The following is a 12,613-nucleotide window of genomic DNA, read 5'->3' on the forward strand; positions in this document are numbered from 1 at the left end:
TGGTCAGCGCCCTTCGGTGGTGGGATGCGAGGTCGGACCCGGCTCGGCCGAGCCGCGGGCCAGCTCGGCGATGGCTTGCGGGGAGAGGTCGGTCGAGACGTCGGGGCTCTCGCCGAGCGCCACGGCTGCGGCGTCCGCGGACGGCGTGCCCGGCCGGCGGCGGAGCACCCAGCGGTCGATGGTGCGCTGCGGCGCTGTGTTGATGCCGAGCGCGCCCGGGCCGACGTCGCGACGGATGACCGATCCGGCGCCCGTGTAGGCGCCGTCACCGATCGTGACCGGCGCGACGAGGGAGTTGTCCGAGCCCACCCGGACGTGCGAGCCGATCGTGGTCTGGTGCTTGTGCACGCCGTCGTAGTTCACGAAGATCGTGCCCGCGCCGATGTTGCTGTGCTCCCCGATGGTCGCGTCCCCGACGTAGGACAGGTGCGGGACCCTCGAGTGGGCCCCGATCGTCGCGTTCTTCGTCTCGACGAAGGCACCGATCTTGCCGGCAGCTCCGAGCACCGTCCCCGGCCGCAGGTAGGCGAACGGCCCGACGAGCGCCCCGGCGCCGATCCGCGACGACGAGCCGTGGCTGCGGACCACCTGGGCACCCTCGCCGACCACGACGTCGGTCAGCGTCGTGTCCGGCCCCACCGTCGCGCCCCGTGCCACAGTCGTCGCACCGAAGAGCTGCGCACCGGGCAGGAGCGTCACGTCCGGCTCGAGCTCGACGTCGACGTCGACCCAGGTCGTCGCCGGGTCGACGACCGTCACCCCGGCGAGCATCCAGCCGTCGAGCAGCCGGCGGTTGAGCTCGGCAGCCAGCACGGCGAGCTGGGCGCGGTCGTTGACCCCCTCGACGAGGAAGGGGTCGTCGACCCGCAGCGCCCGGACCGCGCCGCCGTCGGCCCGGGCGAACGCCAGGACGTCGGTCAGGTACAGCTCGCCCTGGGCGTTGTCACGGTCGAGGCGGCCGAGCGCCGACCGCAGGACGGCGGCGTCGAAGACGTAGACCGACGAGTTGATCTCGACGATCGCCCGCTGGGCTGGGTCGGCGTCGCGGTGCTCGACGACACCGGTGACCTCGCCGGTGTCCGGGTCGCGCAGGATCCGCCCGTACCCGGTCGGGTCGGCGACCTCGGTCGTCAGCACGGTGACGGCGTTGCCGTCCGCGACGTGCGCGGCGAGCAGCTGTCCGAGCGTCTCGCCGTCGAGCAGCGGGATGTCACCGGCGAGGACCACGACCGGACCCTCGACCTGCGCGTTGACGGCCTCGTCGCCCTGGCCGGCCCCGTCGTCCTGGTGGGCAGCCGTGGCGTGCGCTGCTGCGTCGAGGACCCCGAGCGCGCACTGCACGGCGCGGCCGGTCCCCGGCACGTCGTCCTGGTCCGCGACGAGGACTGCCGGATCCAGCTCGAGCGCATGGGCTGCGACGAGGTCACGTCCGTGGCGCACCACGACGGTGACCCGGATCGGGTCGAGCGAACGCGCTGCGGCGAGCGCGTGGCCGAGCATCGTCCGCCCGGCCAGGGTGTGGAGCACCTTCGGCGTAGCCGATCGCATCCGGGTTCCCTCGCCTGCGGCGAGGACGACCACTGCGGCGGGACGGGCCTTGGTCACTTGACTCCCGTGAGATCTGCTGGACCGGTTCGCCGCTCGGCAGGAGAGGGACGGTACGGGCCACGCGTGTGTCTGGCGCTCGGTCACTCTACCGTCGCCGGGCCGGGACCCGGGCACGTAGCGGTCGGCACCACGGCTCCGCCCCCAGGATTCGAACCTGGACTGCAAGGCTCCAAAGGCCTGCGTGCTGCCGTTACACCAGGGCGGACCGGCCGCCTCGCTGCTGCAGCCACCAGGTGACCTGCTGCGCGTGATCGACGGACGGTTCCACAGTCTGCCAGGGCCGCACGGCATGATGGGCGCGTGGCCTCCACCAGCAAGCGTCCGCCCCGTGCGCGGATGACCGGTACGCAACGTCGGGAGCAGCTCCTCGACGTCTCCCGCCAGCTGTTCGCCGAGAAGGGCTTCGAGGGCACGAGCGTCGAGGAGATCGCCGCACGGGCCGATGTCTCCAAGCCGGTGGTCTACGAGCACTTCGGCGGCAAGGAGGGGGTCTACGCGGTCGTCGTCGACCGTGAGATCCAGGCCCTGACCGGTGCGCTGACCGGGGCGCTCGAGGCCGGCGGTCACCCGCAGATCCTGCTCGAGCGCACAGCCCTCGCCCTGCTCGACTACATCGAGGCGTCGACGGACGGCTTCCGCATCCTCGTGCGCGACTCACCCGTCGCCCAGGCGACCGGCACGTTCTCGAGCCTGATCGGGGACGTCGCGGCCCAGGTCGAGCACCTGCTCGCCCACCAGTTCACCCGTCGCGGGCTCGACCCGGCCACGGCGCCGATCTACGCGCAGATGCTGGTCGGCATGGTGGCACTGACCGGGCAGCACTGGCTGGACTCGCGCAGCCCGAAGAAGGCCGACGTCGCGGCGCACCTCGTCAACCTCGCCTGGTACGGGCTGTCCGGGCTCCAGGCCAAGCCGACGCTGCGTGGCGGGGACGGGCACACCCCATGACGGACGAGGTCGACCGGATCGTCGAGGCATGGCACCGCGAGCGACCCGACCTCGACGTCGCGCCGCTGAGCGTGCTGTCCCGCGTGAGCCGGCTCGCCCGGCACCTCGACCTGGCACGTCGAGGCGCGTTCAGCCGGTACGACCTCGAGGTGTGGGAGTTCGACGTCCTGTCGGCGCTGCGACGCGCCGGCGAGCCGTACCAGCTGTCCCCCGGGACCCTGGTCACCCAGACGCTGGTGACCAGCGGGACGATGACCAACCGGATCGACCGCCTGGCCGGACGCGGGCTCGTCGAGCGGCTGCCGGCTCCCGGCGACCGCCGCGGCGTCCTGGTCCGCCTCACCCCGGACGGGCGGGTCCGGGTGGACGGCGCACTCGAGGACCTCCTGCACGTCGAGCGCGAGCTGCTCGCCGGTCTGCCGGAGAAGGACCGCAACCGCCTCGCCGACCTGCTCCGCATCGTGGTCGCGCCGTTCGACGCCTGACGGCGACCGTCAGCCGGTGACCTCGGCAGCCGCCAGCCACGCCTCTTCGAGGGCCTCGCGCTCCACGGCCAGCTCGTGGAGCTCCGCGTCGAGCGCGATCACCGCCGTGTGGTCGGACGCCACCGCGGCCATCCGCTCGTGGATCGTCGCCTCACGCTGGACGATCTTGGAGAGCCGTCGGTCGATCCGGTTCATCTCCTTGCGTGCGGCGTGCACCTCGGCCGCCGTCGGACCCTGCGTGACGTCCGCGGCGCCGGCAGCGTCAGCAGGCTTCGCGGCGGGCACCGGGGCGGTCGGCGACGACGCGGCGGACGAGCCGGGTGCCGGGACCGCACCGAACGTCACCGGAGCACCGGACCGCGCCACCTTGCGCAGCTCGAGGTACTGCTCGACGCCACCGGGCAGGTCCCGCAGGGTGCCGTCGCCGAGCAGGGCGACCTGACGGTCGCAGACCCGCTCGAGCAGGTAGCGGTCGTGCGAGACGACGACGAGGGTGCCCGGCCAGCCGTCGAGCAGGTCCTCGATCGCCGCGAGGGTGTCGGTGTCCAGGTCGTTGGTCGGCTCGTCGAGCAGCAGCACGTTGGGCTCGCCGACCAGGAGGCGCAGCAGCTGCAGGCGGCGACGCTCACCGCCGGACAGGTCGCGGACCGGGGTCTGCGCGCGCTCCCTGGTGAAGCCGAGCCGCTCGACGAGCTGCGCCGCGGTGAGCTCCCTGCCACCGACGGCGACCGTCCGGCTCTCCCGCTCGACGACCTCCAGGACCCGCAGGTGCGAGAGCTCGTCGAGCTCCTCGACGTCCTGGGTGAGCATCGCGACGACCGCCGTCTTGCCGCGCTTGACCCGGCCACGGTTCGGCACCGCGTCGCCCGCGAGCAGCCGGAGCAGGGTCGTCTTGCCGGCCCCGTTGACCCCGACCAGGCCGTAGCGGTCCCCCGGGCCGAGCCGCCAGGTGAGGTCGTCCATCAAGGTACGGCGACCGCCGTCGGGCGTGCCGAACTCGACAGTGACGCCCTCGACGTCGAGCACGTCCTTGCCCTGCCGTGCGGTCGCGAGCCGGGTCAGCTCGAGCGGGTCGCGCGGCGGTGGCTCGTCCTCGATCAGGGCCGCTGCCGCGTCGAGGCGGAACTGCGGCTTGCTCGTCCTGGCCGGTGCGCCTCGGCGCAGCCATGCGAGCTCCTTGCGCAGCAGGTTGTCGCGGCGGCTCGCCGAGGTCGCGGCCTGCCGATCGCGCTCCGCCCGCGCGAGCACGTAGGCCGCGTAGCCACCCTCGTAGCCCTCGACGGTGCCACCGGTGCGGTCCCCGGCGCCGGCTCCCGTGACCTCCCACATCCGGGTGCAGACCGCGTCGAGGAACCACCTGTCGTGGGTCACGACGATCAGCGCACCGCGCGTCGACGCGCGGCCGGCGCGGTCGTTGAAACGTTCGACCAGGTGCTCGGCGAGCCAGGCGACACCCTCGACGTCCAGGTGGTTGGTCGGCTCGTCGAGCATCAGGACGTCGAGGTCGGCGACCAGCAGCGCGGCCAGCGCGACCCGGCGCCGCTGACCGCCGGACAGGTGCTCGACGTCGGCGTCGAGGTCGACGTCGGCGAGCAGGCCGGTGTGGACGGCACGGATCCCGGCGTCGCCGGCCCAGGTGTGCTCGGCATCGTCACCGTGCACGACGTCGCGCACGAGAGTCCCGGCCGGCAGCTCGTCACGCTGGTCGAGCAGCCCGATCCGCAGGTCGCCGGCATGGGTCACCCGGCCTGCGTCGGGGTCCTGCCGGCGCGCGAGCAGGCGCAGCAGGGTGGACTTGCCGGCGCCGTTGGGACCGACGACGCCGATGCGCATCCCGGCGTCGACGCCGAGACTCACCTCGTCGAGCAGCGTGCGGTTGCCGACGGTGAGCGAGATGGCGTCCGCACCGAACAGGTGCGCCATCAGCTCCGGTCCCCGCGGGTCGGGCCGGTGGCGAGGCGGTCACGGTCCGACGTCTCGGTGGTCAGCCGGGCACCGGGCACCGGGCCGGACGCGCACAGGACGCTGTCGGTCGCGCCCGACGCGGTCATCGCCGCCGCCAGCGCCAGCGCATGGTGCCGGCTCCTGCCCAGAGCGGCGACCGTCGGGCCCGAACCGCTGACGAGCACCCCGAGGGCACCGGCGTCCTGCGCGACGCTCAGCGTCTCGGCGAGGTCGGGTGCGAGCTCGAGCGCGGCCACCTGGAGGTCGTTGGTCAGTGCGCGGCCGACCGCTACGGCGTCACCCGAGGCGAGCGCGGCCATCAGCGCACGGTCCACCGTCGGCTCGTCGGACGCCCCCCCGAGGATCTCGTCGAAGGTGGCGTACACCTCGGGCGTGGACAGGCCCGCAGTGCGCAGACCGAGCGCCCAGTGGTACTCGCCCCGGGTCAGCGCCGGTGTCAGCAGGTCGCCGCGGCCTCGGCCGACGGCGGTGTGCCCCACGAGGGCGAAGGGCACGTCAGAGCCCAGCTCCGCGGCGAGCTCGACGAGCTCCCCGCGCGGGATGCCGGTGTCCCACAGCGCATCGCAGGCGATCAGCGCCGCCGCGGCGTCGGCGGACCCGCCCGCCATCCCGCCGGCCACCGGGACACCCTTGTGCACGTGCAGGTGCACCCCGGACGGGATCCCGACCCGCTCGGCCAGCAGCCGGGCGGCGCGGACCGCGAGGTTCGTCCCGTCGGTCGGCACCAGGTCTGCCTGAGCGCCGCTGACGGTGATGGTCAGGTCGTCGGCCGGCTCGGCCGTCAGCTCCTCGTAGACCGAGAGCGCCTGGAAGACCGTGGCCAGCGGGTGGTAGCCGTCCGGCCGGCGACGGCCGACCGACAGCGCGAGGTTGAGCTTGCCCGGCGCGCGCACGTGCACGGCGGCGCCGGCGCGGGGCTGGTAGGTCACCTGGCCACTCTTTCACGCCTGCCAGGCCTCACCGGTGCAGCTGTTCGGCGATGCGGGCGAAGGCGGCGATGTCGAGCCGCTCGCCCCGCGACGTCGGGTCGACGCCCGCGGCCACCAGAGCCGCCGCGGCGGCAGCACCCGACCCGGCGACGCCGGCGAGCGCCGAGCGGAGCATCTTGCGGCGCTGGGCGAACGCGGCGTCCACGACCGCGAACACCTCCTGGCGGGTGGCCGTCGTCGGGGGCGGGTCACGACGTTCGAGCGCGACGAGCGACGAGTCGACCCGGGGCACCGGCCAGAAGACCGCACGGCCGATCGAGCCGGCGCTGCGCGCCGAGGCGTACCAGGCGGCCTTGGCCGAGGGGATCCCATAGGTGCGCGACCCGGGCGGTGCGACCAACCGGTCGGCCACCTCGGCCTGGACCATCACCAGGACCCGCTCGAGCGAGTCGAACCGCGCCAGGAAGGACAGCAGGACCGGCACGGCGACGTTGTACGGCAGGTTCGCGACGAGCGCGGTCGGCGGCGGACCGGGCAGCGCAGTCAAGGTCAGCGCGTCCGCCGTCAGCACGGTGAGGCGTCCGGCCAGGTCCGGCGCGCGCTCGGCCACCGTCAGCGGCAGCTGCTCGGCGAGCACCGGGTCGATCTCGACCGCCAGCACGTCGGCGCCGGCATCGAGCAGGCCGAGGGTCAGCGAGCCCAGCCCGGGTCCGATCTCCACGACCCGCTCACCCGGCGTCACCTGGGCGATCCGGACGATCCGACGGACGGTCCCGGCGTCGACGACGAAGTTCTGGCCGAGGCTCTTCGTGGGCCGGACGCCGAGACGCCCTGCCAGATCCCGGATCTGCGCGGGGCCCAGCAGGGCGTCTGTCGTCATGTCACGAGCCTAGGGTCTCCCGAGCGACGGGAGCCCTCGAGCAGCTCGCCGCGGTCGGTGCGGTCGGAGGCCCAGAGCAGTCCAAGGCTCAGAGCAGTCCGAGGCTCCGCGCGCACGCGGGCCACTGGCCCCAGCCGGACCGCGCCTGCAGTGCCTGCGCGCGCTGGGTCTGCTCGTCGGCGGAGGCATCGGACGGAAGTCCGGTGCCGCCCATCGCCTGCCAGGTGCCCAGCGAGAACTGGTACAGCCCGTAGTACGTGCCGCTCGCCGAGATGGACCCCGGGTTCCCGCCCGACTCGCACTGGGCCAGCGCGGCCCACACGTCCCCACCGACGGTGCTCGCGGTGGCCGGCGCGGCCGCAGCGACCGGCCGGGCCTTGGTGCCCTCGCGGACCACCTCGGTCACCGGCGGGCGGGTGACGGTCTCGCTGAGCAGCCGCGCGGACTCCTCGACGCCGTCGACCAGGATGACGCGCTGCACGGTCGTGAGCTCACCGGGGACACCGGCGACCTCGACCCGACGCTGACCCTTGTACAGGTCGTCGCTCTGCTCGACAGCCGTCTCGAACGGGATCTCGGCGGTGGTCGGGCGCTCCTGCGCGACGACCCGCTGCACGAGGACGGTCAGCCGGTCGCCGCCCTCCGGCGTCGCCACGTGGAGCACCTGGACCCGGTCCAGGTCACCGATGGTGACGTCGAGGGACGCGAGGACTTCGTCCATGCCGATCGAGCCGTCCTCGACGTGCTCCGTCCGGCCGTCGACCACGACGTCGACCGGACCGTCGAGGTCGAGCTGGACGGTGAGGTCGGCGCGGCCCGTCGACAGCGACCGCGAGGCCACCAGTCGCACGTCGTCGCCGCGGGTGGCGAGGCCGGCGAGCGCCTCGTCGGCACTCAGCGCAGTGGTCCACACGGTGGACTCCTCGCCGTCGGCGAGAACCGTCAGCTGCTTGGCGTGCCGGACGACGACCTCGTCCCCGTCACGCAGGGCTGCGGCCGTGTCCGGAGCGACGATGTCGCGCTCACCGAGCTCGACACCCTCGGCCTCGAGGATGCCGCCGACGCTGCCGACGAAGGTCGAGACCTCGACCAGCTGACCGTCGACGTCGAGGGTCACGGTCTTGTGCGCACTGGCGACGGCGAGCGAGCCGCCTGCGAGGAGGACCAGGGTGGTGCTGAGGGCTGCGATGCCCAGGGCCCGACGGCGAGGCGTCGGACGGGCGTGGCCGGTCGGTGCCGGCTCGGTGCCGGCCTGATCGGCCGGAACGGACTGAACGGTCGTGGAGCGTCGGGGGCGGGAGGCCAGGGTCCGCGCGGCGGCGCGGCGGATCGGGTCGAGGAAGGTCACGTGGTTCCAGACGTCGGGGTGTCCGGGCACAGGGTGAGGATGCGCCGTGGCGCCCAGCCGTCCTGCCCGGGCGAACCGCGGGAGGCGGTGCCGTACCACGGCACCGTGCTGGTCCGGATGCCCTGATCCGGCCGTCAGGACCGACCCGCACCTTCGGGGTCCGGCCCGCCGTCCCGGGCACCGTGGCCGCACGAGCGGTTCGGCAGGGGGTGAGGAGGACGGTCGACGGTGGCGGTCAGCGCCTACACCACAGACCAGGATTCCCCGGGAGCGACGCGCAACCGTAACCCATTCGTGACCATCGGGCAAAGCGGCGGTCCGTCGAGCCGTCGAGCCGTCAGTACCAACCCTTGGCGTCGGCCTGCGCCCAGGCCCCGCACGGGGTCCCGTAGCGGCCTGTGATGTAGTTCAGGCCCCAGGTGATCTGGGTCGCCGGGTTGGTCTGCCAGTCGTCGGCGACCGAGGCCATCTTCGAGCCCGGGAGCGCCTGCGGGATGCCGTAGGCACCGCTCGAGGAGTTCAGCGCGTTGACCCGCCAGCCGCTCTCCTTGGCGAACAGCGCGTCGAGGCAGGCCCACTCGGTGTCGTCCCAGCCGCGGGCCAGCAGCAGCTCGTACCCGATCGCCCGCGAGGTACCCGGCTCGACCGGAGCGACGGAGGACAGGTCAGGACCCGTGAACGTCCCCACCCGGACGACCTCGTTGACCGGCGCCGTCACCTCGACCTCGGCAAGGATCGAACGGCCGACCTCGACGCCGCCCACCTCGAAGGCCAGGTAGGTCACGGCGCGGGTGCCCTCGGCACCGCGCACGGACACGACCTCGCGCCCCTGGGCGAGGGTCGCGTCGTCCTCGTGCACCGTCTCGAACGGCATCGTCGTCGTCTCGGAGCGTGCGACGCCTGCGACGCGCGTCACCAGGACCATCAGGCCGTCGACGGCTGCGGCATCCAGCGCGACCGAGACCCGGTCGTACTCACCCAGCACCACGTCGGCGTCGAGCAGGACCTCACGGACTGTCGGCGCCGTCGTGCTCAGGTCGACCGTGTGACCGTCCACCACCAGGTGCACGGTCTTGACCGTCGAGAGCCGCAGGACGTCCCGCCCGACCACTGCCGACCTCGATGCGGAGGCCCGGAAGCCCGCACGCAGCCCCAGCTCGGCGACGACCTCGTCGACCGTCAGCGCGGTCGTCCAGATCGTCTGCTGGGCGCCGTCGATCTCCACGACCACGTCACGACCGTGCCGCACGACGACGACGGACTGGTCCGCCACCAGCTGGCCGGGCGCCGGGACCACGAGGTCGCCGTCCGCCACCGCGACGCCCTGGGTCTCCAGGACGTCGGCCACGGTGCGGCCGAAGGCGTTGACCGTCGAGACCGACCCGTCCACGTCGAGGGTGATCGTCTTGTTCAGCGCCGCGAACGCGCTCGTCCCGGCAACGACGAGTGCCAGGACGACGGCCTGTGCCGCAAGACGACCTCGGTCCGGCAACCGGCGGCGTGGCCGGTCGGTGGGCGAGGAGGAGGGCACGCGGGGTCCGTCCGTCGGGGGCAGGGGCTGCCGGCGCAGGGCGTCGACGAGTGCTTCAACCCTCGACGGTAACGGAAAGGACACGGTCGGGGTAGTCGGCCGGGGGGTCTTCACCCCGGCGAGACCGGCCGACCGGTCGGCGGAACGGCACGGACCGAGATCACCAGGGACCGTAGACCTGCTCGGAGGTCTCCCAGACGACGCGGCACAGGTCGCCGAGGTCGAGGTCGAGCTCGGTCGCGACAGCCCGTGCGGTGGCCGCGACGAGGTACGGCGCGTTGGGCCGACCGCGGTACGGGTGCGGCGTCAGGTAGGGCGCGTCGGTCTCGAGCAGCACCTGGCCGAGCGGGACGACGTGCAGGGCCGCGCGCAGGGCGCTCGCCCCGGAGAAGGTCACCGTCCCGGCGAACGAGAGGTACCAGCCGTGGGCCGCGCACACGGCTGCCATCTCGGCGTCACCCGAGAAGCAGTGGAACACGGTGCGCTCCGGTGCCCCGTCGCGCTCGAGCACGGCGAGCACGTCGGCGTGGGCGTCGCGGTCGTGGATCTGCAGGGCGAGGCCGAGCTCCTTGGCCATCGCGACGTGTGCCCGGAACGCGTCGCGCTGCACGCGCCGCGCCCGGTCACCACCCCGGAAGTGGTCGAGGCCCGTCTCGCCGATGGCCCGGATCCGGTCGTTGCCCCGGGCCAGGGCGGCGACCTCGGCGATCGCCTCGTCCAGCCCGACGTCGTGCCGTGGGTCCCGTGCCGGCGGCAGCCCGTCCGGTGCGACCTCCTGGACACCGGCGTGCAGGGGTGCCTCGTTGGGGTGGATCGCCACAGCGCCGAGCACCGCCGGCTGCTCGCGGACCAGCCGGTCGGTCCAGCGTGCCGCCGGCAGGTCGCAGCCGACCTGCACGATGCGCGTCACCCCGAGCGCCGCCGCCCTGGCGATCTGCTCGGCCACCGTCGGCGGCTCGCCGACCCCGTCGAACCCCCGCGCGCCGGGCGCCGGGCTGTCCAGGTGGGTGTGCCCGTCGACGATCGGGTGCGGCAACGGCTCGGGATCCGGTGGCCAGGAGCGGTCACGCTCGCGGCTGCCGGCCACGGTCAGGCCCCGCTGCTCTCGTCGCGCAACCGTTCGAGCTCCGTCTCGACGATCGAGTCGTCGAGCTTGGTGAACACCGGCACCGCCGGTCCGACCGGGGTGCCGGGCACCACCGGCACCGACGCCCACGCCGCGAGCGTCTGCCCGAGGGTGTAGTCGCCGGTGATCACCGGGTACTGCCGGGACGGGTCGTCGAGGTCCGTGACCTCCTCGATCCGCGGCAGCGGCGAGACGGTGCCGGTACCGCCGAAGGCCTCGTGCACGACCTGGGCCGAGTGCGGGAGGAACGGTGAGAGCATCGTGCGGCAGTCGCTGATCGCCTGGGCCGCGGTGCTCAGCACGGTCGCGAGGCGCTCGCGCTGCTCGGGGGCCTTGAGCTTCCACGGCTCGGTCTCGGACAGGTAGCGGTTCGCCTCGGTCACCAGGCGCATCGCCTCACCGACAGCGGCGCGCTGCCGGTGCGCGCCGACCATCTCGCCGACAGTGGCGAAGCCGCCCTGGGTCGCGGCGAGCAGCTCCCGGTCGGCCGGCTCGAGCACACCGGGCGCCGGGATCTCACCGAAGTTCTTGTGGATGAGGTTCGCCGTGCGGTTGACCAGGTTGCCCCAGGCGGCGACGAGCTCGTCATTGGTCCGGCGCTTGAACTCGGCCCAGGTGAAGTCGGAGTCCTGGTTCTCCGGGCCCGCGATCGAGATGTAGTAGCGCAGGGCGTCCGGCTGGTAGCGGGCGAGCATGTCGCGCACGTAGATCACGACGCCGCGCGAGGACGAGAACTGCTTGCCCTCCATCGTCAGGAACTCGCTCGAGACGACCTCGGTCGGCAGGTTCAGCGCCCCGTAGGCACCCGGCGCGCCACCGCGCGAGCCACGGCCGTCGTAGGCGAGCAGCTCGGCGGGCCAGATCTGGGAGTGGAAGGTGATGTTGTCCTTGCCCATGAAGTAGTACGACCGCGCCTGCTCGTCGTTCCACCACGCGCGCCAGGCGTCGACGTCACCCGTGCGCCGCGCCCACTCCACCGAGGCGGACAGGTAGCCGATCACGGCGTCGAACCACACGTACAGGCGCTTGCTCGGGTTGGACTCCCAGCCGTCGAGCGGCACCGGGATGCCCCAGTCGATGTCCCGGGTCATCGCGCGCGGCCGCACGTCGGCCAGCAGGTTCAGCGAGAACTTCAGGACGTTCGGGCGCCACGCCTCACGCGAGCGGAGCCAGGCCTCGAGGGAGTCCACCAGGGCGGGCAGGTCGAGGAAGAACTGGTTCGACTCGACGAACACCGGCGTCTCGCCGTTGATCCGGCTGCGCGGGTTCTTCAGCTCGATCGCGTCGAGCTGGTTGCCGCAGTTGTCGCACTGGTCGCCGCGGGCGCCGTCGTAGCCGCACCGCGGGCAGGTGCCCTCGATGTAGCGGTCCGGCAAGGTGCGTCCGGTCGACGGGGAGATCGCGCCCATGGTCGTCTGCTCGACCAGGTACCCGTTCTTGTGCACCGTGCGGAACATCTCCTGCGCGACGGCGTAGTGGTTGCCCGTCGTGGTCCGGGTGAACAGGTCGTAGGAGAGCCCGAGCTTGGTCAGGTCCTCGACGATCACCCGGTTGTAGCGGTCGGCCAGGACCTGCGGGCCGACACCCTCCTGCTCGGCCTGCACCAGGATCGGCGTCCCGTGCTCGTCGGTCCCGGAGACCATCAGGACGTCGTGACCCGCCATCCGCATGTACCTGCTGAAGACGTCGGACGGGACACCGAAGCCTGCGACGTGTCCGATGTGGCGGGGTCCGTTGGCATACGGCCAGGCGACCGCCGAGAGGATGTGGGCCATGGGCCACGATCCTACTGA

10 protein-coding genes and 1 tRNA gene are annotated in these 12,613 nt (G+C 73.0%); 2 read left to right on the plus strand and 9 right to left on the minus strand.

The features are described 5' to 3' along the window. Positions 1-3: 3 nt before the first annotated feature. Both glmU and K415_RS0101980 read right to left on the minus strand, forming a co-directional pair. Positions 4-1,548 carry a bifunctional UDP-N-acetylglucosamine diphosphorylase/glucosamine-1-phosphate N-acetyltransferase GlmU gene (glmU, locus tag K415_RS0101975; RefSeq protein ID WP_231494797.1) on the minus strand — a complete coding sequence of 515 codons (1,545 nt, stop codon included), beginning with the start codon at positions 1,546-1,548 and terminating at the stop codon, positions 4-6. 193 nt (positions 1,549-1,741) lie between these two features. Continuing rightward, positions 1,742-1,813, minus strand: a tRNA-Gln gene (locus K415_RS0101980). Between the two features lie 131 nt (positions 1,814-1,944). Between K415_RS0101980 and K415_RS0101990 the strand changes: the two genes are divergently transcribed. Both K415_RS0101990 and K415_RS0101995 read left to right on the plus strand, forming a co-directional pair. Next, a complete protein-coding gene (locus K415_RS0101990) occupies positions 1,945-2,556 on the plus strand; it encodes a TetR/AcrR family transcriptional regulator (protein WP_024285437.1) in 612 nt (203 codons plus the stop codon). Continuing rightward, positions 2,553-3,041 (plus strand): MarR family winged helix-turn-helix transcriptional regulator, encoded by a 489-nt coding sequence (locus tag K415_RS0101995; RefSeq protein ID WP_024285438.1) that lies wholly within the window; start codon positions 2,553-2,555, stop codon positions 3,039-3,041. Before K415_RS0101990 ends, K415_RS0101995 begins: the two co-directional genes overlap by 4 nt. A 9-nt stretch (positions 3,042-3,050) precedes the next feature. Here the strand turns inward: K415_RS0101995 and K415_RS0102000 are convergent, their stop codons facing one another. From K415_RS0102000 to metG, 7 genes are all read right to left on the minus strand, one after another. Continuing rightward, complete coding sequence (locus K415_RS0102000; RefSeq protein ID WP_024285439.1) at positions 3,051-4,964, minus strand: ABC-F family ATP-binding cassette domain-containing protein; 1,914 nt, start codon at positions 4,962-4,964, stop codon at positions 3,051-3,053. Beyond that, positions 4,964-5,935 carry a 4-(cytidine 5'-diphospho)-2-C-methyl-D-erythritol kinase gene (locus K415_RS0102005; protein ID WP_024285440.1) on the minus strand — a complete coding sequence of 324 codons (972 nt, stop codon included), beginning with the start codon at positions 5,933-5,935 and terminating at the stop codon, positions 4,964-4,966. Before K415_RS0102005 ends, K415_RS0102000 begins: the two co-directional genes overlap by 1 nt. Positions 5,936-5,963: 28 nt before the next feature. Further along, entirely contained in the window at positions 5,964-6,815 is an 852-nt protein-coding gene (rsmA, locus tag K415_RS0102010) for a 16S rRNA (adenine(1518)-N(6)/adenine(1519)-N(6))-dimethyltransferase RsmA (protein ID WP_024285441.1), read from the minus strand. Between the two features lie 88 nt (positions 6,816-6,903). Beyond that, positions 6,904-8,193 carry a resuscitation-promoting factor gene (locus K415_RS0102015; RefSeq protein WP_024285442.1) on the minus strand — a complete coding sequence of 430 codons (1,290 nt, stop codon included), beginning with the start codon at positions 8,191-8,193 and terminating at the stop codon, positions 6,904-6,906. 307 nt (positions 8,194-8,500) lie between these two features. Beyond that, a complete protein-coding gene (locus K415_RS0102020) occupies positions 8,501-9,694 on the minus strand; it encodes a ubiquitin-like domain-containing protein (RefSeq protein ID WP_081784838.1) in 1,194 nt (397 codons plus the stop codon). 160 nt (positions 9,695-9,854) lie between these two features. Further along, positions 9,855-10,781, minus strand: coding sequence for a TatD family hydrolase (locus K415_RS0102025; RefSeq protein ID WP_024285444.1), 927 nt, complete (start codon positions 10,779-10,781; stop codon positions 9,855-9,857). A gap of 2 nt (positions 10,782-10,783) precedes the next feature. After that, the gene (gene metG / locus K415_RS0102030) at positions 10,784-12,595 is read right to left on the minus strand and encodes a methionine--tRNA ligase (RefSeq protein WP_024285445.1); all 1,812 of its coding nucleotides are present in this window, start codon (positions 12,593-12,595) and stop codon (positions 10,784-10,786) included. Positions 12,596-12,613 lie beyond the last annotated feature (18 nt).

The organism is Cellulomonas sp. KRMCY2 (assembly GCF_000526515.1).
In the GTDB taxonomy this organism is placed as follows: domain Bacteria; phylum Actinomycetota; class Actinomycetes; order Actinomycetales; family Cellulomonadaceae; genus Actinotalea.